The sequence below is a fragment of the Bacillus ectoiniformans genome (assembly GCF_016908875.1).
In the GTDB taxonomy this organism is placed as follows: Bacteria; Bacillota; Bacilli; order Bacillales; family Domibacillaceae; genus Bacillus_BX; species Bacillus_BX ectoiniformans.
In genome coordinates this window covers 113,753-132,198 of record NZ_JAFBES010000002.1, presented here as the reverse complement: position 1 = coordinate 132,198, position 18,446 = coordinate 113,753, and the positions used below count along the sequence as shown (strand labels likewise).

Sequence of the window (18,446 nt, the reverse complement as noted above, 5' to 3'; positions counted from 1 at the left end):
CGCAATGATTTTATTTTTGGCAGGTACAAGTGATGCAAGGGAGCTTGCGGTTCAGATTCATAAGAATGGATACCAGTTAGTAGCGACGGTTGTTACAGAATCTGCGGCAGAGAATTTAAGATCTGCAAATATTCCTGTACGGGTCGGCCGGTTAAATTTCAGACAAATGAGGCAGCTGGTTGAAGATGATGAAATAAAGCTCATCATCGATGCCAGTCATCCGTTCGCAGAAGAAGCCTCTAAAACAGCGATGGAAGCTGCCGATTTAGAAGACATTCCTTACATTCGCTACGAACGGCCGGATGAAATATTTTCGCACGCGCTTATTACTGAAGTGGACACATATGAAGACGCAGCACTCTTGGCAAAGAAACATCGAGGGGTTGTCATGCTGACGACAGGCAGTAAAACACTATCTACATTTACCAGGCACCTGCAAGCAGAAGGCATCCGCTTCATTTGCCGTATGCTGCCGAACAAAGAAAATATGGAAAAATGTGAGACTCTTCATATTCCGCAAAAGGACATCATCGCCATTCAAGGGCCTTTTTCAACCGATTTAAACAAAGCATTATATGAGCAATACGGCGTGACATTAATGATTACCAAGGAAAGTGGAAAGGTCGGAGCAATGGATGAAAAGATAGAAGCAGCTATTTCACTAGGCATTCCTGTGCTGCTTATCAAGCGGCCGCGCATTACATACATCAATGAATGTACATCATTCGAACAAGTAAATGAATTAATAGGAGGATACTTAAATGGCCAATACCAATTTTAATACAGCATTTACCCCCTTAACGGTGGACCCAGACAAAATTTATGACTACAGTTTCTCCATCATTAAAGAGGAAATGGGGGATCATCCTTTCACAGATGAGCAATGGCTGGTTGTTCGTCGCATCATTCATGCCTCAGCTGATTTTGAACTAGGGAGAAGTGTGATGTTTACACCTGATGCCATCGAGGCAGGGATTCAATCCATCTTAGCCGGCCGACACGTCATCGCCGATGTTCAAATGATTGAAAGTGGATCAGGTCGCAAGCGATTCCAAAGACATGGTGGGGATCTGCATTGTTACATTGCGGATGAAGATGTAGCAAAAGAGGCAAAAGCTCAAGGGACTACTCGAGCGATTATTTCTATACAGAAGGCCACCAAACTTCATCAAGGAGGCATTTATGCAATTGGGAATGCACCTACTGCCTTGCTAGAACTCATCCGCTTAATAAAAGAAGGGGTAGCCAAACCGGACTTAATTATCGGAATGCCAGTAGGTTTCGTCTCCGCAGCAGAATCGAAAGAAGAGCTTGCGTTGCTTGAAGGCATCCCATTTATTACGAATACAGGACGAAAAGGAGGGAGCACAGTGACGGTTGCAGCATTGAATGCAATCTCCATTATGGCAGATGAGCACGCAAAACAAACGAAGTAAAAAAGACCCTTCACAAATGCGTCATGGATACACCACAGGAGCGTGTGCTGCAGCAATGACAAAGGCTGCTTTTATTGGCCTTGCCACCGGCACAGTGCCTAAAGAAGTAACCATTTATTTACCAGTTGGTCAATATGCCACCTTTCAGGTTCATTCCTTTGAGGTGAATGAACAAACAGTGATGTGCGAAACCATTAAAGACGCCGGTGATGACCCTGATGCTACACATCAGGCTCGGATTCAAAGCACCGTTAAATGGCAAGAGAGTCCAGGAATTGTCATTGATGGCGGTGTCGGCATTGGCCGTGCGACAAAACCAGGCTTGCCTGTAGCCGTTGGGGAAGCGGCAATCAATCCAGTCCCTCGAAAAATGATTCACGCTGTTCTTGAGGAAGGGCTCATGACGTACGGCATAATATCAGGTGTGAAAGCTGTGGTGTCTGCACCTGACGGAGAAGAATTGGCGAAGAAAACATTAAATGGCCGGCTTGGCATATTAGGCGGCATATCCATACTTGGCACGAGGGGGACGGTTGTGCCTTTCTCCAGCTCTGCTTATATGGCGAGCATCGTTCAGGCGATTAGTGTGGCAAAAGAGACCGGCTGCGATCATCTAGTCATTACTACAGGAGGCCGCAGTGAAAGGTTTGCAATGAAGCAATATCCACACTTGCCGGAAGAAGCATTTATTGAAATGGGGGACTTTGTTGGCTTTACGCTAAAGCATATTGCCAAGAAGGAAATTCCGAACGTTTCATTAGTAGGCATGATGGGCAAGTTTTCAAAAGTAGCGCAAGGCGTCATGATGGTTCACTCGAAAAGTGCTCCGGTCAGTTTTGAGTTTCTAGCTGCAATAGCAAAAAAAGTCGGTGTTAAGCCTTTAATGCTAGAAGAAATTTTACAGGCAAATACAGCTTCTCAGGTCGGTGAGCTATTGGCAGGAAACGATGATTTTTTTGAGGCGTTATGCAGAAATTGCTGTTACTTCTCGTTATATCACGTGAAGTACCCGCTCAACGTATCAACGACGATTTATGCGATGAATGGAAATTGTTTAGGAAAGGCAGAGAATATCAATGTATTGGACGAAAGTGATTGGTATCGGGGATAACGGTGCGCAAGGTTTACAGAGAGAAACAATCAAATGGATTGAAGCCTGTGACCTGCTTGTCGGTGGAGAGAGGCACCTGGCCTTTTTCTCGCAGGTTCATGCTGAAAAAAGAGTCATAAAAGGTGGGTTGCAGCCGCTTATCGATGAATTAAAAAAGGCTGAAAAAAATATGGTGATACTTGTGTCAGGGGATCCATTGTTTTATGGCCTTGGTTCCTACTTGGCGAAAAAGATGCCCATCGATATCATTCCATATGTCAGTTCTGTTCAGCTTGCTTTTTCAAGAATGAAGGAAAGCTGGCAGGATGCAAAACTAGTAAGTGTTCATGGTCGGTCTATGAAAGGATTGGCACAAAGGATTGACGGCTGCCCAAAAGTCGCTTTATTAACGGATGAAATAAATTCGCCAAGTGCGATTGCAAGTTATTTAAAGAAATTCGGAATGACTGAATACAAGGCGTTTGTTGCTGAAAATTTAGAAGGGGAAAACGAGCGCTGCCGTTTTTTTACATTAGATGAGTTAGAACAAACCAGCGTTTCTCCCCTGAATGTCTTGGTTTTAACACAGCATACCAGGCATGAAAAAAGCGCGATCGGCCTGGATGATGACCTGTTTATCCAGCGCAAACCGGACAAAGGGTTAATTACAAAAAAGGAAATCCGGACATTGTGCTTACAGGCATTGCAGCTAAAGCATAACAGCATTATGTGGGATATTGGCACATGCACAGGATCTGTGGCGATTGAAGCTGCAAAAATCGCATCAGAAGGACAAATATTCGCCATTGAAAAAAATGAGGCGGATTTAGTGAACTGTATCCAAAATCAAGCCATTCATCGGGCAGATTTTACAGCGGTACTAGGAAAAGCCCCTGAACGATTAGAAGAATTTCCAGATCCGGATGCCATTTTTATTGGCGGAACCGGAGGCAATATGGAACACCTGCTGCAAGTTTGTGTAAGCAGATTAAAGCCAGGCGGCCGCGTAGTGATGAATATAGCAACCATCGAAAACCTGGCAGAAGCGATGGAGCATTTCAAGAGCCTTGCTTGTGAAGTGGAAATAGCGCAGGCCATGATTTCACGCAGCAAGCCGATTCTGAATTTAACCAGATTGGAGCCTTTAAATCCGGTTTTTATTTTAACAGCTAAAAAGGGGAGAATGACATGAGTGGAACATTGTATGGAGTAGGCGTGGGTCCTGGAGATCCGGAATTAATTACGGTCAAAGCGTTTCGAACGCTTCAGGAAAGTCCGGTGATTGCGTATCCGAAAAAGGTTCGCGGCAGTGCGTCGTATGCCTATAAAATTGTGGATGCCTATATTAATCCAGCAGAAAAAGAAATGCTCGGACTCGTCTTTCCGATGACAAAGGATAAAGAAGAATTAGAAGTGGAATGGGTCAAGTCAGCTATTCAAATTTATGCCTATTTACAGCAGGGAAAAGATGTAGCGTTTGTTACCGAGGGCGATCCTATGTTATTTAGCACATTTATCCACTTGATGAAAATCATGAATGAGCGGTACCCCGAAATGTCCGTTCAAACCATTCCAGGCATTTCTTCTTTTAATGGTTCAGCCAATCGATTACAGGTTCCCCTAGCTGATGGAGATGAACAAGTGGCCATGGTTCCTGCGACAGAAGATATGGAAGACATGCGTAAGGTGATCGAATCACATGACGCGGTCGTCTTTATCAAAATCGCCAAAGTATTAGATCAGCTGCTTGATCTATTAGAGGAAATGAATTTGCTTTACGGAGTGAAGGTAGTTACGAAGGTCACATCCGATGAAGAAGTGATTTGGGATGTGAATGAGCTGCGGGGAGCAGAATTAAATTACTTATCTTGTATGGTGGTGAGAAAATGAGAAAAGTTTGGATTATTGGTGCTGGACCAGGCGATCCCGATTTAATTACGGTGAAGGGCTTAAAGTACTTACAAATGGCAGATGTCGTCATGTATACAGATTCTCTCGTACATGAAGATTTAGTTGCCAAGGCAAAGCCTGAAGCTGAAGTGATTCGAACAGCTGGAATGCATTTAGAGGAAATGGTTGACTGCATAATCGACCGGCTAAATCAAGGAAAAATGGTTATACGTTTACATACGGGCGATCCTGCGATGTATGGAGCAACAATGGAGCAAGTTGCCTTGCTAAAAAAGCATAATATTACATATGAAGTGGTACCCGGTGTAAGTTCTGTATTCGCTTCAGCGGCAGCTGTCGGAGCAGAGCTGACGATTCCCGATTTAACACAAACATTAATTTTAACGCGCGCTGAGGGACGGACACCTGTACCAGAGCAGGAGCAGCTGCAAAAACTGGCGAGTCATCACTGCACGATTGCGATGTTTTTAAGTGCGACATTAACGAAGAAGATTGTAAAAGAACTGCTCCATGCAGGCTGGGAAGAAGAAACCCCCGTTGCGGTAGTACAGCGAGCATCCTGGCCAGATCAAAAAATCGTTCGAACAACAGTGGGCAAGCTTGATGAAGCTATGCGGATAAACGGAATACGCAAACATGCCATGATTTTGGCAGGCTGGGCGTTAGATCCTAACGTGCATGAGAAAGACTTCCGTTCCAAATTGTACGATAAGACATTTACCCATGGTTTTAGAAAAGGTGTGAAGTCGGTTGATTAATTTACAGGAAGGTGTCATTCCTAAAATAGAGGTGAAAAAGCCTTATGCATTAGTTGCCATTACTAAGCACGGTGTGTCACATGCCAGACAATACAAAAATCAGTTTCCCAATGTGGATGTATATTATATGAAGAAATTCGCTCGAGGGGATGAAGACGAACAGCAGATTCAGTTATTTGATGGTACAGTCCGTCTATTGCTACCCGCACTTTTTAAAGAATATAAAGCGGTGATTTGCATCATTTCACTCGGTGCTGTTGTGCGCATGATTGCCCCGCTTCTTGTAGACAAAAAGAAAGATCCTGCCGTATTGGTGATCGATGATAAAGGACAATATGTGATTCCTGTCTTATCAGGGCATATAGGGGGCGCGAATGATTTAGCCCGTGAATTTGCTGCAGTTATTGGTGCCCTGCCCGTCATTACCACTGCTTCAGATGTACAAAAAACGATCCCGGTCGATTTATTCGGCGCCCGATTTGGCTGGACTTGGGATTCGGCGGATAAGCTGACACCAGTAAGCGCTGCTGTTGTAAATGAAGAGCCTGTTGCTATTATTCAAGAAACGGGCGAGCGCAATTGGTGGATGCATGATTCGGTTATGCCGCAGAACTTAACCATGTATCCGTCTATTCAAGCAGCTATTGATGCAAGACCTAATGCTAGTTTAATCATAACGGATCGGCTGTTGGAAGCGAAAGAGCAGGTGCTGCTTTCAAATGGCGTTGTGTACCGGCCTAAATCGTTAGTGCTTGGCATTGGCTGTAATCGGGGAACCTCAAGTGCTGAAATAGAAGCGGTGATCGAGGACACGTTAGCAGAAATGGGGTTAAGTAAAAAAAGTGTAAAGGCGATTGCCACCATTGACTTGAAAAAGGATGAAGAAGGACTGCTTGACGTGTTGGCGAAAAACAGCTGGTCTTTTAAAGTATACACACCAGCGGAACTGAATGAAATGCCGATCATTCATCCATCAGATACAGTCTATAAATACACAGGAGCCTACGGGGTAAGTGAACCTGCTGCTATGAGGTGTGCGAACAATCAGGCCTTATTGCTTGAAAAGAAAAAAAGCGGGAATGTAACGATTTCCATTGCCCGCATCAATTTTAAGGGGGAAAATGCATGCACCGAGTTGTCATCGCTGGAACAGGGAGTGGTGTTGGAAAAACAACGGTTACGATAGGACTGATGCGAGCACTAATGAAACGGGGGTTAGCTGTACAAGGATTTAAATGCGGACCTGATTATATTGATCCCACGTATCATAGCTCTGTGACGAATCGCCCATCTCGCAATATTGATACCTGGATGATGGAGCCGGATATTGTGCGCACCATCGTAGCACGAGCAAGCAGGGATGCAGACATTAGCGTCATTGAAGGAGCTATGGGGCTATATGACGGGAAATCTCCGCTGGGGAATATCGGGTCTGCCGCCGATATTAGTGTAGTAACCGAAAGCCCGGTCATTTTAGTGATTAATGCAGCCAGCATGGCAAGAAGCGCGGCTGCTGTTGTCAAAGGGTTTCAATTGCTTGATGAAAACGTCCATATTGCCGGGGTCATTGCCAACCAAGTCGGGAGTAAGAGCCATTTTGAGATCGTCAAGACAGCTGTGGAACAAGAGTGTTCGATTCCGGTCATTGGTTACTTGGAAAAAGGGGCTGTACCATCGTTACCAAGCAGACACTTAGGATTGGTTCCCGCAATAGAGCGCGGCGATTTAGATCCATACTTTGATGAATTAGCACAAGTGATGGAACAATCAATTGATATGGAGAAGCTTTTAACGATTTCCAAGACCTCTCCTTTATCAGCCACATCCAATATTTTTGACAAAACAACTGAGGCGACAGTCCATATTGCAGTTGCTAGAGATGCCGCATTTAATTTTTATTACGAGGAAAATTTGGGGCTTCTGCGCGCAAATGGTGCCAATCTGTGCTTCTTTTCTCCTCTGGCAAATGAGGAAGTGCCACACGAAGCCCAAGGTCTTTATCTCGGAGGCGGTTTTCCAGAGGAATTTGCGGAGCAGCTGAGCCGGAGTGAGAAAGCAAAGCGATCGATTCAGCAAGCGGCTGAGTCACTTCCGACATTAGCGGAGTGCGGAGGCTTTATGTATTGTACAGAAGCGATCATCGACCGCAGCGGAAAAGAATACCCTATGCTTGGCGTCATTCCAGGGAAAGTGAGGATGCAGGAAAAGCTGGCCGCATTAGGCTATAGAGAAATTACGGGTATGCCCAACAACTTTTTACTATCTGATCAGGAGCTTGTGAAAGGTCATGAATTCCATTATTCAGTATATGAAGGAAACAACAATCAGCCTGCTTATACAAGTAAGGGGCGCTTTAAGACTCAAGAGGAAGGGTATTTGAAAAATCGATTAACGGCGGGCTACGCACATATGCATTTTGCTTCAAATCCACAGCTTGTACGAAACTGGATCAAAGCTTGCAGGGAGGTAACCTATGAATCTATTTCCGATCCATGTGAATGTTGATTATAAAAAAGTGGTGATCGTCGGCGGCGGAGAAGTGGCTAGACAAAAGGCAGAGGCACTGTTGCCGACAAAGGCAACTATCGTCGTTGTGAGTCCGGCTGTAAATGTGAAGCTTGAGCAGTATATAAATGAAGGACTTATCACATGGCAGCAAAAACATTTTGAACCTTCAGATTTAGATAATGCCTCATTTATTTTTGCTGTAACGAATCACGAGGAGGTTAATAACGCTGTAGAAGAGGCCGCCCAGCATTGGCAGATGCTAAGCCGGGCAGATGCAAAAGGCCGAGTCGACTTTATGAATCCCGCAGTCGTTCGCAGAGGGGAGTTCTTATTAACCGTCTCTACGTCAGGAGCTAGTCCGGGGTTAACTCGAAAAGTTAAGGAAGAATTATCAGAACAATATGACCCAGTATACGCGGCGTATGTTCATATTTTACGAGAAGGCCGCGAGAAGATATTGCAGACACTGCAAGGTGAACAGAAGAAGCAAGCATTGTCGAGATTGCTAGATCCGGCGCTGCTTGCTTGGGTCCGAACGGGAAATGAGCAATCGATCGCTGAGTTTTTCGACACACTTTGTAAAGGGGAATGGTCATGAGTGGATTCGTTTACATTGTCGGTGCGGGGCCAGGAGATCCTCGGCTCATTACCGTTTACGGAAAAGAATGCATCGAAAAAGCAGATTATGTTTTATACGACCGTTTGATTAATAAAGAATTGCTGCGTTATGCGAAGCCGACAGCCGAGCTGGTTTATTGCGGAAAAGCACCGGGAGCCCATGGCTTTATACAAGATAAAATTCATGAAACGCTTGTAGAACAAGCCAAAAAAGGAAAAACTGTTGTCCGCTTAAAAGGCGGCGATCCATTTGTTTTTGGGAGAGGTGCGGAGGAAGCAGCGGTGTTAAAACAAGAGAGCATTCATTATGAAGTCGTCCCAGGTATTACCGCAGGCATTGCAGCCCCCGCTTATGCAGGCATCCCGGTCACACATCGAGATCATGCGGCGAGCTTCGCTATTGTTACAGGGCATGGGCGGGAAGAAAAAGGTCAAGATTTCTTGCGGTGGGAGGCGCTTGTGCAGATAGATACAGTTGCTTTTTATATGGGAATCGGGAATGCCGGGTATATTTCAGCTAGTTTAATAGCGCACGGGAAAGCGGCGCATACACCAGCCGCTGTCATTGAGCAAGGAACGACAGAAAAGCAGCGAACAATTGTGGGCACGCTTGAGTCGCTGGCTGATGATATTAAACGAGATAGCATTCAAAATCCCGCCATGATTATTGTTGGGGATGTGGTGAATGTGCGTAAAGAAATTAAATGGTATGAACAGCAAAGAGGTGGTCAATATGTTAAATCAGTTTAAAGAACGACGAACCATTAGAGAATTTCAGCCGGTTGAAGTAGAGCGGCAGAAAATTGAGCAGCTGCTAGAAGCGGCCATACATGCGCCTAACGACCGAATGAGAGAACCATGGCATTTTTATGTCCTGCAAGAGGATGCACTCGGGCAATACCGTGCGCTTGCTCGAGAGTTTTTAGAGCAGCGATTTCCAACAAAGCCTAATTTGGTGGAGGGGTCAATGAAGTCAATTGAAGCGACCCCATTAATTATTGTTGTCACATCAAAGATTGCTGCTGATGATGAGGGGGCGACTTATGATAACTTATTCGCTGTCAGCAGTGCTATTATGTCCATGTGGCTGATGGGTGAAAGCTTAGATTTAGGGATGGTATGGCGTACGCGCGGTGTAGGCTTTGTGCATGAAGGACCATTGCATGAATTTATCGGAGCAAATGAAGATGAGCGATTAGTTGGCACACTATGTATCGGATATCCAGTTAAACGAGATCTGCCTGAAAAGAAAAGAACGTCCTATATAGATAAAACAACATGGGTATAGGGGGAGTTAAATGGATCGTCAAGGCATGGTGTTAGTGTATACAGGAGATGGAAAAGGCAAGACTACTGCTTCTTTAGGGCTGGCATTGCGGGCAATCGGGCGTGGGATGAATGTTAAGATTCTTCAATTTATTAAATCGCCAAGCCGAACCTATGGGGAGCACCTAGCCCTTCAAAAGCTCGGTGTAGATATAAAACAGCTTGGCGCAGGATTTACGTGGACAAAAACGCCAGAAGAACACCGGCTGGCGCTTGCACAAGCATGGAATCATGCGAAACAAGCCTTGCAGGATGAAAGCATTGACGTGCTTATTCTGGATGAGCTTAACAATGCGCTCGCCATTCAGCGTTTCCCGGTTGATGATGTGTTGCCGCTTGACGAAGTCCTTTCTGAGATTCAATCTCGCCCTGCTGGGATGCATATTGTCGTCACCGGCCGGTCTGCACATCCTGAAATGGAAGAAATAGCTGATTTAGTCTCAAACGTCCAAATGATCAAACATTATTACAGCGATCAGGATGTATCTGCACTGAAAGGTCTGGAGTTTTAAGGTTGAATCAAAGTTACTGAAAGGTGTTGAATGTTCTGTTGATAGAAAAAGAAATACGGTTATACAGGCACGGGGAGACACAATGGAATGCGGCAGGGCGTTTGCAAGGCTGGATGGATTCACCTCTGACTGAACAAGGAATCGCGCAATTAGAGCCTATAATGGACAGGGAGTATGTGGTGGTAAGCAGTGACTTAGGGAGGGCGGTGGAATCAGCGGAAAGAATATTCCCCCAAAATAAAATTTTACAGGATGAAAGATTACGAGAAATTTATTTAGGTGATTGGCAAGGAGGAGAAATCTCCAATTTGTTACACAATCCCGATTATCTTCAATATATAACAAAACCGCAATACTTTTGTCCAACAACTCAAGAGACCTTTGAGCAAGTCACGACTCGGATGCTGTCAGCTATTGATACGTATAAAGCCCACCCATCACAAAAAATCGCTTTCGTTTCTCATGGAGTAGCCATTGCTTGTCTGGTGAATCGGCTGAAAAATAAGCCGCTCAGCCTGATATGGGAAGAATTCATACAGGGCGGCGATTGCGTCCTGCTTCAATTAGAAGACGAACAATGGAAGATCGGAACGAACCTGAATAACAATATTGCTTTAGGCTAGTCAATTAATTGCTGTAACTGCATCATTTGGTCATATCATTGGCTGTTTGTATGAGTTGCTTTTAAAAAAATAGCTAAAGAATTTCTGTTGAAAAATAGGTAATAAATTCGAACAAAGGGGAGAGCAAGATGACTACGTGGAATTTATCAGGCATGCAGCGCCATTTACTTATTTGTAATGGTTCAACTTGTATGGGAGCTGGCGGAGAAGAAATTACCCAATCGATCCGGCAGGAAATCAAGAGACAGCAATTAGATCCATTGATTCATACATCAAGAACACGATGCAATGGCCGGTGTAAGGATAAATGTGTTGTCATTGATTACCCAAAAGGAAATTGGTACAGTGTCCCGAATACTGAAATCGCTAAGCAAATAGTGAATGAGGCAGTAAAACCGGAACACTACATATATAAAGTGGAGGAAGCGCAATTGCAGCAGATAAATACAGAACGATTTAGAGGGGTATCTAAAAATACAGACAAACGAAAAAGCAATCAAGTGAAAAAAAAGGCGATTCTGTTTGTGGGACATGGAAGTAAATTTGAACAAGGCAATGAGGAAGTGCGTCAATTTATCCAGCAATTAAAGCGCCGTATTAAGGATTCATTATTAGTAGAAACCTGCTTTTTAGAGTTTGCCAGGCCAAACATTGAAGAAGGCATTGAGATTTGTGTAGAAAAAGGGGCTGATGAGGTTTATGTCATTCCCATTATTTTACTTCATGCAGGCCACTCGAAATTACATATTCCGGCAGAAATAGAACATGCGAAAGAGCATTTTCCTGATGTGACCTTCACTTACGGTCAGACGATAGGGATTCACGAGGCGATTATCGATATTTTATTGCATCGTTTATCAGAGGTTGGTTTTGATCTGACAGCCAAGCATGAAGAAATAGCCATTCTATGTATCGCTCGCGGCGGCAGTGACCCTGGGGCTAATAGTGACTTTTATAAGATTACGCGTTTGCTTTGGGAAAAGCTCGATGTGAAGATTGTAGAGAGTGCTTTTATGGGAGTGACTAAGCCTAGTGTGCCAGAAGGAATCGAGCGCTGTTTAAAACTAGGTGCAAAAAAAGTGATTGTGTTGCCGTACTTTTTATTTTCAGGCATATTAATGAACCGTATGCAAAAAATGACCGCCGATTTTTCTGACAAGCATTCGGACGTATCCTTCGAATTAGCCAAATACTTTGGCTACCATTCGAAATTACAGGATGTACTATTAGAGCGTATGCAGCAGGCTTTAGATGGCACTTCAACAGGCTTGCAAGATTTAGAAAACTTCAGGAAGTATGCGCAGGAACATGGTTACGAGCATCACCATCATCATTAAATGAAAGAAAAGAGCATCTTTTTAATCGGTTGATGGGATTATTGTTAAAACAATGTGAAAGAAATTTTGCCAACCATATAGCCAAATTTCTGTTCAATAAGGGATTTGGTTATATGGTTAGTTATATTTATTTAATGGATGTTTAAGCACGTCCTCAGTGTTTGAAAAGAGCTTTGTACCTATAATTGAAGGTGAAGATTATTAGCCTGAGAACTTATAAACACTAACCTAACAGGAAATGCCTTTAAATGATACCTTAAATCAATTGGGTATCCCTGGTCTAGGGATGATTAACTGTCCATGAAGTTGTATTACAATGTCAAAATGCTATTCGCACCTTCAATTGGATTTTATTGACAGTTTATTAATTTTAAGATAGATAAAAATAATAAATGGAATCTTAACTACTTTGTGAATAGGAGAAGAGTTATGGACTGGAATAATTTTTGGAATGGAGGAAATTCATTAAATCCCTTTGAAATTTTTTTGAGAGCAACCATTCTTTATTTTTTAATATTGTCTATTACAAGGTTAATGGGTCCTCGTCAAGTTGGAATTGTTTCAGCTTTTAATTTTATTACCCATGCAGGGATGGCTCATGTGGCTACTGCTCGTATGGTTAACCCTGAATCTTCACTTACAGCTGCTCTTGTTATTATCATGGTAGCTTATTCTTTAAGCCTGCTTCTTTCCTGGATTGATTATAAATTTCCTTCTATGGTAGGAACAAGCCCTATCCCTTTAGTGAAAAATGGACAACCCATTTGGTCAAAATTAAAAAAGGCTCATATTACAATTGATGATTTGTTAGCTCAACTTCGGCTTAAAAAAGTACATAACTTATCAGAAGTTGCAGAAGCGATATTAGAGCCGATGGGAGAATTAAGTATTATAAAGAAACCAGAATCTTCTCCTGTAACAAGAAGTCTATTGAATCTTCCACAAACACCGATGGGGATATCAACGATTCTTATCTATGACGGAAAAGTTAAGATGGAAGAACTGAACGCATTTGGGCTGCGGGAAAATTGGCTAGAAGCTGAAATTGCCAAAAAAGGATATTCGATTCCTCAAGTGATGTTGGCAACGTTAGAATCAACAGGAAATATCCATGTGAGTGTGAAAGTAAAATGAATCAATTACTGGACTTTTTTAAACTAACAGAAAAACTAAGCACTGCGGGGTTCGCTGTTCGAGCATTCGTATCTATTATATTAATTTATATTATGAGCCGATTTCTCATGAAAAGGGCTGCTGGACAATTTACCGCATTTGATTTTACATTTCTATGGATGCTAGGGGCATTAGCTGTTGCTCCTGTACTTGATGGAAAAATTTTGTTTACAACAACAGTCCTCGCAACTGCAACTCTTTATTTTTGGCACTTTGCTCTTTCTTGGTTATCCGTTCGAAATCATGTTTTTGCAGCACTTCTTATTGGAAAACCAACCGTTTTGATTGAAAAAGGAAAAATGAATGAAGTAAATATGCGACGTTCATTTTTTAGTACCGATATACTGCTTTCAGAAATGAGATTATCGGATGCCCCTAATTTAACTGAAGTGGATCAAGCCATTTTGGAGACCAGCGGACATTTAAGTGTGATAAAAAAATCGGGACACATTCCACCTACTCCAGTTGATTTTCAAATACCTATACTTTCTGGTGGTCTGCCGACCGTTCTCGTCAATAACGGGAAAATTATTTATGACAACTTGAAATCGTTAAATTATAAGGAGGAATGGTTAAAAGAGCAACTTAATAAATATGGGATTATTAATACAGAAGATGTATATTTAGCAACGATCAGTTCAAACGGAGATTTTTATTATTCTGTAAAAAAAGCAGCTCATAAATTGGAGGGGGAAAAATATGCTATCCGAACTAGAAATGATGAATAATGCCTTTAAAGATTTGTTTTTCCACGAAGATCTGTTAGCAAAGAAATATGCTGAATTACAAAAAGAGGTCACTGATCCGCAAATGCAGAAAATGTTTCAGGGATTGGAAATGGCAGCCCGAACACGTTATAAAGTTCTTTCACAAAAAATGAGTGGGTTTGGAATTGTATAAATAGGAGTGATGAAAGCATGAATAAACTAGACAAGCTTCATGATATAGTTGAAACAGAAATGGCATACCAAATGTTATATAATAAATATATGCTTCAGATTACAAATCCTGAAGTTAGACAGCTGTTTACCCAACTTAGGGATGAACATATGCAACATGTTACACAGCTCCAACAACAAGTTCAGCAGCTAAAGAAAAATCCCAATAATTTAAATTGAATATTAAGATTTTAGATACTCCATTTATTCAAAGTATATTTAGATAAAACTAAGAAAACCCATTAGTAAAAGGGATATCTATATCTTATTGAATGTTTAATAAATGCGTACTGGGACCTAAATGCAAGAACAACCATTGAAGGGAATCGAATCTGTAGGCAACCGTATTTTTGAAGAGATCACCAAAGTTTCTTCTGGAATATTGACAAAGGCAGAAGTGCTTAAAGAAGAGCCTAAGCCAAGTTTAAAAAAATTCATGCGTTCGTCTATACCTTTTTTCTGAGTCTGACTATAAAAAGAATAGACCAGAAACACTTAGATTTGATATGCTAAACTAATCAATAGCAGAGAAGGGAAGTAGGAGAGTGGAGATTCAATTAACGAAATGCCATGGATCTGGCAATGATTTTTTATTAATCGATGAAATGACGCATGGCTATACATTTACTGAGGAAGAACGTCGGGACTTGTCGCTGCTTTTGTGCGACCGGGATTCGGAATTTGGAGCGGATGGGATTTTATTTGTCGGCAGCAGTGACAAAGCAGACGCTAAAATGCGTGTGTTTAATTCTGATGGGTCGGAGGCATCGATGTGCGGAAACGGTCTGCGCTGTGTAGGACGCTATGTCTGTGAATTGCTAAATAAAGATGAAATCATTGTGGAAACGATGAAAGCAGATTTAAAAGTCAATCAAGAACAAGAGATTTACGAAGGTTTACCTACATATAAAGTGGAGATTTCTCCTGTGTTATTCGATGTGGACAGCTTGCCGATGAATATCGATCAAGAAACACTTCAAAATGAAATCGTACCGTCGATCTCAGATACCCTTTCATTTACAGCCCTTGCTGTGCCCAATCCGCATTTAATCAGTATCGTGACTCCGGATCAGCTGGCGTTACAGGAAGAGATGGCCAAGAAGTTGAATGGGCCGAATGAGATTTGTCCAGATGGAGTGAATGTCAGCTTTGTCTGCCCGATTAAAGAAGGAGAAATTTACGTTCGCACGTTTGAGCGCGGCGTTGGCTTTACGAACGCTTGCGGTACAGCGATGTCTGCTTCCACCTTAACGACTTGTCTTCTAGGGTTAAATCAAATGGAAGCTGTGATAGACGTCTATAATCCGGGAGGTAAAGTTCGCTGTGCGGCTCATAAAAAAGCAGATGGCAGCTACTTTATCGACTTAATCGGGAATGCGACCTATCTGTATCATGCAAAGCTAGATGTTGAGCTTTCAAATTCAAATGTTAAGATTCTCTCAAAAGCTGATTTAGAAGAACAAGCGAATTACGAAAAGCTTGAAGTTCATGCAAAAGAGTACCTTGATTCAACTTTATTCGCTTAAAAAATGAAGTACGCCAGGCGTCTCCTTAAAAGAGAAGCCTGGTTCTTTTTTTGGGTTAGAATCCGTTATAAAACACATGTAGTATAAATACTTGTTTCAGGGCACGTAATGAGTGGAAAATAAGGATAAAAAACGGGAGTGAAAGGATTGAATCAGGAAGAAAATAAACGAACATGGTTGTATTATTCCGTTTTGATTGCATTGTTAATTTTTTTCACCTGGGGATTTGCAGAAGTTGTAGACGCGCTGAAAGAAAATGAAGTCCAGAATTTCGATCATTTGATCATTAAGGAAGTTCAATCGTGGATCAATGAAGGACGTACGTCACGAATGGTGTTTATCACAAATTTAGCGTCGGTGCGGTTTCTTGCCGCAGGAACCATTATAATTACGGCATTTCTTCTGTTTAAGAAGCGATGGCATTACGCCATGTTTTTCCTGCTGACTGTATCACTTGGAGCTGGTCTGTTTAATAAGTGGTTAAAAGCCATGTTTCAGCGGCAGCGGCCAGAGATCTTACCGCTGATTGAACAAGGCGGCTACAGCTTTCCAAGCGGACATTCCATGGGGTCATTTATCTTTTACGGAGCGATCGCTTTTTTACTTTATGAACTGCTTGATAAAGGGTGGAGCAGATTGATTGGGGCGGCTTTTGCTGTTGCTCTAATATTTTTGATTGGTCTGACACGGATCTATTTAGGGGTTCATTATCCGAGCGATGTCATCGGCGGCTACACAGCAGGTGCGGCCTGGCTGACATTTTCGATGGCGGCTTTTCATTATTTTGAATACCGAGTGAATAAAAGGCGGCGTCGGAAATTACAGCTTTAAACTGTAAGATTGTCCGGAGACACTGTATGATTCATGGACAATATGAACAGGAAATTGCTATAAAAGCGGGGGTTAAGACTGGCATTGTATTTGCATATAGTTACATATACCGAAATTAGGGGGAATGAACATGTATGCAACTGTAGCCTCGATTTTTGAACAAACAGCCAATAAGTTTGCAAGTAAAGAAGCGCTAGTCGACATTCGTTCTGGGAAAAGGTGGACATACAGAGAGTGGCAAGAAGATGTCAATCGCCTGGCGAATGCTTTCTTAAGTGCAGGAGTAGAAAAAGGCGATCGTATCTCCACGTTTTTATTTAATACGCCAGAGCTTGCTACCGCTTACTTTGCGGCCGCGAAAATCGGTGCCGTCATTAACCCGATTAATTTTCGATTAAAGTCACAAGAAGTGGCTTATATCATTGCAGATGCCAAGCCGAAGATTCTCCTTTTTGAAGAAGCTTTAGAACCTCAAATTGCAGCTGTTGAGAAAGATTATCCCGGTACGTCTTTTTGGTCCATTGATCAAAAGCTACCGTATGGTGAAAATTATTATGAAAAAATGGCTCAATCTAAAGCGGAGACTCCTTCTGCGACCGTTGATGAAAATGATATTTATGCCATTATGTATACGAGCGGAACAACGGGCCGGCCAAAGGGTGTGCTGCATCGACACCGGGATATGGCAGAACAAAGCATGCTGTGTACGGCTGTCATGAAACTGCATCCTTCTGACCGTGGTTTAGTGACTGCCCCTATGTTTCACTGTGCTGAGCTGCATTGCTGTTTCTTGCCAAGAGTTCAAATTGGTGCTGTGAATATCATTGTTCACCAGTTTGATCCGAAAGCCGTTTTACAAACCATTCAGAAGGAAAAAATCACGACACTTTTTGCTGCACCGACGATGTGGAATATGCTGCTGCAGGAAGATCTGTCAGCTGAAGCGGTTCAAAGCTTACGACTTGGCCTATACGGAGCCGCGCCAATGGCTCCTGTGCTTGTGAAAATGGTGAAGGAGCGATTAGGAATTGACCTTATACAAGCTTATGGCCAGACAGAAATGGGGCCGGCCGTCACATTCTTAAGAGAAGATGAGCAGCTGACGAAAGCCGGATCAGCAGGTCGTGCTTGTCTGAACCATGAAATCAGAATTGTTAAGCCGAATGAAAACGGACCGTCAGAACCTGATGATGTGCTGCCTCCGAATCAAGTGGGAGAAATCATAGTTCGCGGACCGAGCATGATGGCAGGATATTATAATTTAGAAGAAGCAACAGCAAAAGCACTCTATAAAGGCTGGTATCACTCGAGTGATCTAGGATACATGGATGAAGAGGGCTATGTTTACATCGCGGACCGTGTGGATGATATGATTATCAGCGGAGGAGAAAATGTGTATCCGCGAGAAGTAGAAGATGTACTATATGAGCATGAAGGTGTGCTTGATGTTGCCGTTTTAGGTGAACCTCATGAAAAGTGGGGAGAACAAGTAACGGCGATCATTGTCAAAAAAGATGCCGCTTTGACGGAAGAAATGCTGGATGCTTTTTGCAAAAACAGCGATAAGCTGGCCGATTATAAACGGCCAAGATCTTATATTTTCACAGATGCGCTGCCGAGAAACGCGAGTGGAAAAATACAAAAGTTCATTCTTCGTCAGCAGCTGGATCAGAGAGTGAGTCATTAACATATAAAAGAGGTAGTGAAGTGTTCATAAGCTATGCTTATGAACGCTTTTTTATTGTTCGGGTTTTTGATGAGTAAAACTTAAAGTTACTTAAGTCGTAGTTTGAAAGATAGTTAAATGAAAATATTAAGTCCATTCTGCTGAAAATAGGTAGAAAAATTAAAAAGCAACT

21 protein-coding genes are annotated in these 18,446 nt (G+C 42.5%); all 21 read left to right on the top strand.

From position 1 onward, the window contains the following. The first annotated feature begins 4 nt into the window (after nucleotides 1-4). The 21 genes from cobK (at nucleotide 5) to JOC78_RS03670 (ending at nucleotide 18,274) form a co-directional block, all read left to right on the top strand. Complete coding sequence (cobK, locus tag JOC78_RS03770; protein WP_204553138.1) at nucleotides 5-781, top strand: precorrin-6A reductase; 777 nt, start codon at nucleotides 5-7, stop codon at nucleotides 779-781. After that, nucleotides 762-1,436: a precorrin-8X methylmutase gene (locus JOC78_RS03765; RefSeq protein WP_204553136.1), complete on the top strand. Its 675-nt coding sequence runs from the start codon at nucleotides 762-764 to the stop codon at nucleotides 1,434-1,436. The genes cobK and JOC78_RS03765 overlap by 20 nt, the downstream gene beginning before the upstream one ends. Beyond that, on the top strand, nucleotides 1,411-2,547 hold the full coding sequence (locus tag JOC78_RS03760) for a cobalt-precorrin-5B (C(1))-methyltransferase (protein WP_204553440.1): 1,137 nt from the start codon (nucleotides 1,411-1,413) through the stop codon (nucleotides 2,545-2,547). Before JOC78_RS03765 ends, JOC78_RS03760 begins: the two co-directional genes overlap by 26 nt. After that, nucleotides 2,513-3,718 carry a precorrin-6y C5,15-methyltransferase (decarboxylating) subunit CbiE gene (cbiE, locus tag JOC78_RS03755; RefSeq protein ID WP_204553134.1) on the top strand — a complete coding sequence of 402 codons (1,206 nt, stop codon included), beginning with the start codon at nucleotides 2,513-2,515 and terminating at the stop codon, nucleotides 3,716-3,718. The genes JOC78_RS03760 and cbiE overlap by 35 nt, the downstream gene beginning before the upstream one ends. Beyond that, nucleotides 3,715-4,416, top strand: coding sequence for a precorrin-2 C(20)-methyltransferase (cobI, locus tag JOC78_RS03750; RefSeq protein WP_204553132.1), 702 nt, complete (start codon nucleotides 3,715-3,717; stop codon nucleotides 4,414-4,416). The genes cbiE and cobI overlap by 4 nt, the downstream gene beginning before the upstream one ends. Beyond that, complete coding sequence (gene cobM / locus JOC78_RS03745; RefSeq protein WP_204553130.1) at nucleotides 4,413-5,195, top strand: precorrin-4 C(11)-methyltransferase; 783 nt, start codon at nucleotides 4,413-4,415, stop codon at nucleotides 5,193-5,195. Before cobI ends, cobM begins: the two co-directional genes overlap by 4 nt. Continuing rightward, nucleotides 5,188-6,381, top strand: coding sequence for a cobalt-precorrin 5A hydrolase (locus JOC78_RS03740; protein WP_204553128.1), 1,194 nt, complete (start codon nucleotides 5,188-5,190; stop codon nucleotides 6,379-6,381). Before cobM ends, JOC78_RS03740 begins: the two co-directional genes overlap by 8 nt. Continuing rightward, nucleotides 6,321-7,700 carry a cobyrinic acid a,c-diamide synthase CobB gene (locus JOC78_RS03735; RefSeq protein WP_204553126.1) on the top strand — a complete coding sequence of 460 codons (1,380 nt, stop codon included), beginning with the start codon at nucleotides 6,321-6,323 and terminating at the stop codon, nucleotides 7,698-7,700. Before JOC78_RS03740 ends, JOC78_RS03735 begins: the two co-directional genes overlap by 61 nt. Next, nucleotides 7,669-8,301 (top strand): precorrin-2 dehydrogenase/sirohydrochlorin ferrochelatase family protein, encoded by a 633-nt coding sequence (locus JOC78_RS03730; protein ID WP_204553124.1) that lies wholly within the window; start codon nucleotides 7,669-7,671, stop codon nucleotides 8,299-8,301. The genes JOC78_RS03735 and JOC78_RS03730 overlap by 32 nt, the downstream gene beginning before the upstream one ends. After that, on the top strand, nucleotides 8,298-9,071 hold the full coding sequence (cobA, locus tag JOC78_RS03725; RefSeq protein ID WP_204553122.1) for a uroporphyrinogen-III C-methyltransferase: 774 nt from the start codon (nucleotides 8,298-8,300) through the stop codon (nucleotides 9,069-9,071). Before JOC78_RS03730 ends, cobA begins: the two co-directional genes overlap by 4 nt. Then, nucleotides 9,055-9,609 carry a nitroreductase family protein gene (locus tag JOC78_RS03720; protein ID WP_204553120.1) on the top strand — a complete coding sequence of 185 codons (555 nt, stop codon included), beginning with the start codon at nucleotides 9,055-9,057 and terminating at the stop codon, nucleotides 9,607-9,609. The genes cobA and JOC78_RS03720 overlap by 17 nt, the downstream gene beginning before the upstream one ends. Nucleotides 9,610-9,619: 10 nt before the next feature. Further along, a complete protein-coding gene (locus tag JOC78_RS03715) occupies nucleotides 9,620-10,159 on the top strand; it encodes a cob(I)yrinic acid a,c-diamide adenosyltransferase (protein WP_204553118.1) in 540 nt (179 codons plus the stop codon). A gap of 38 nt (nucleotides 10,160-10,197) precedes the next feature. After that, entirely contained in the window at nucleotides 10,198-10,782 is a 585-nt protein-coding gene (locus JOC78_RS03710; protein WP_204553116.1) for a histidine phosphatase family protein, read from the top strand. Nucleotides 10,783-10,910: 128 nt separating this feature from the next. Continuing rightward, the gene (locus tag JOC78_RS03705) at nucleotides 10,911-12,119 is read left to right on the top strand and encodes a CbiX/SirB N-terminal domain-containing protein (RefSeq protein ID WP_204553114.1); all 1,209 of its coding nucleotides are present in this window, start codon (nucleotides 10,911-10,913) and stop codon (nucleotides 12,117-12,119) included. A gap of 429 nt (nucleotides 12,120-12,548) precedes the next feature. Then, on the top strand, nucleotides 12,549-13,253 hold the full coding sequence (locus tag JOC78_RS03700; protein ID WP_204553112.1) for a DUF421 domain-containing protein: 705 nt from the start codon (nucleotides 12,549-12,551) through the stop codon (nucleotides 13,251-13,253). After that, nucleotides 13,250-14,020 carry a YetF domain-containing protein gene (locus tag JOC78_RS03695; protein ID WP_204553111.1) on the top strand — a complete coding sequence of 257 codons (771 nt, stop codon included), beginning with the start codon at nucleotides 13,250-13,252 and terminating at the stop codon, nucleotides 14,018-14,020. The genes JOC78_RS03700 and JOC78_RS03695 overlap by 4 nt, the downstream gene beginning before the upstream one ends. Then, nucleotides 13,992-14,192 carry a hypothetical protein gene (locus tag JOC78_RS03690; RefSeq protein WP_204553109.1) on the top strand — a complete coding sequence of 67 codons (201 nt, stop codon included), beginning with the start codon at nucleotides 13,992-13,994 and terminating at the stop codon, nucleotides 14,190-14,192. The genes JOC78_RS03695 and JOC78_RS03690 overlap by 29 nt, the downstream gene beginning before the upstream one ends. Nucleotides 14,193-14,209: 17 nt before the next feature. After that, nucleotides 14,210-14,410: a DUF2383 domain-containing protein gene (locus JOC78_RS03685; RefSeq protein ID WP_204553107.1), complete on the top strand. Its 201-nt coding sequence runs from the start codon at nucleotides 14,210-14,212 to the stop codon at nucleotides 14,408-14,410. Between the two features lie 365 nt (nucleotides 14,411-14,775). Further along, a complete protein-coding gene (dapF, locus tag JOC78_RS03680) occupies nucleotides 14,776-15,756 on the top strand; it encodes a diaminopimelate epimerase (protein ID WP_204553105.1) in 981 nt (326 codons plus the stop codon). Nucleotides 15,757-15,903: 147 nt separating this feature from the next. Next, nucleotides 15,904-16,587 (top strand): phosphatase PAP2 family protein, encoded by a 684-nt coding sequence (locus JOC78_RS03675; RefSeq protein ID WP_239586983.1) that lies wholly within the window; start codon nucleotides 15,904-15,906, stop codon nucleotides 16,585-16,587. 130 nt (nucleotides 16,588-16,717) lie between these two features. Then, nucleotides 16,718-18,274, top strand: coding sequence for a fatty acid--CoA ligase (locus JOC78_RS03670; protein WP_204553103.1), 1,557 nt, complete (start codon nucleotides 16,718-16,720; stop codon nucleotides 18,272-18,274). The last annotated feature ends 172 nt before the right edge of the window (nucleotides 18,275-18,446 follow it).

Coding starts and splice junctions, on each gene's coding strand:
- cobK (WP_204553138.1), top strand. CDS start 5: ATGATTTTATTTTTGGCAGGTACAAGTGATGCAAGGGAGCTTGCGGTT.
- JOC78_RS03670 (WP_204553103.1), top strand. CDS start 16,718: ATGTATGCAACTGTAGCCTCGATTTTTGAACAAACAGCCAATAAGTTT.
- JOC78_RS03735 (WP_204553126.1), top strand. CDS start 6,321: ATGCACCGAGTTGTCATCGCTGGAACAGGGAGTGGTGTTGGAAAAACA.
- cobI (WP_204553132.1), top strand. CDS start 3,715: ATGAGTGGAACATTGTATGGAGTAGGCGTGGGTCCTGGAGATCCGGAA.
- JOC78_RS03685 (WP_204553107.1), top strand. CDS start 14,210: ATGAATAAACTAGACAAGCTTCATGATATAGTTGAAACAGAAATGGCA.
- cbiE (WP_204553134.1), top strand. CDS start 2,513: ATGTATTGGACGAAAGTGATTGGTATCGGGGATAACGGTGCGCAAGGT.
- JOC78_RS03690 (WP_204553109.1), top strand. CDS start 13,992: ATGCTATCCGAACTAGAAATGATGAATAATGCCTTTAAAGATTTGTTT.
- JOC78_RS03695 (WP_204553111.1), top strand. CDS start 13,250: ATGAATCAATTACTGGACTTTTTTAAACTAACAGAAAAACTAAGCACT.
- JOC78_RS03765 (WP_204553136.1), top strand. CDS start 762: ATGGCCAATACCAATTTTAATACAGCATTTACCCCCTTAACGGTGGAC.
- cobA (WP_204553122.1), top strand. CDS start 8,298: ATGAGTGGATTCGTTTACATTGTCGGTGCGGGGCCAGGAGATCCTCGG.
- JOC78_RS03705 (WP_204553114.1), top strand. CDS start 10,911: ATGACTACGTGGAATTTATCAGGCATGCAGCGCCATTTACTTATTTGT.
- JOC78_RS03700 (WP_204553112.1), top strand. CDS start 12,549: ATGGACTGGAATAATTTTTGGAATGGAGGAAATTCATTAAATCCCTTT.
- cobM (WP_204553130.1), top strand. CDS start 4,413: ATGAGAAAAGTTTGGATTATTGGTGCTGGACCAGGCGATCCCGATTTA.
- JOC78_RS03760 (WP_204553440.1), top strand. CDS start 1,411: ATGAGCACGCAAAACAAACGAAGTAAAAAAGACCCTTCACAAATGCGT.
- JOC78_RS03730 (WP_204553124.1), top strand. CDS start 7,669: ATGAATCTATTTCCGATCCATGTGAATGTTGATTATAAAAAAGTGGTG.
- JOC78_RS03715 (WP_204553118.1), top strand. CDS start 9,620: ATGGATCGTCAAGGCATGGTGTTAGTGTATACAGGAGATGGAAAAGGC.
- JOC78_RS03720 (WP_204553120.1), top strand. CDS start 9,055: ATGTTAAATCAGTTTAAAGAACGACGAACCATTAGAGAATTTCAGCCG.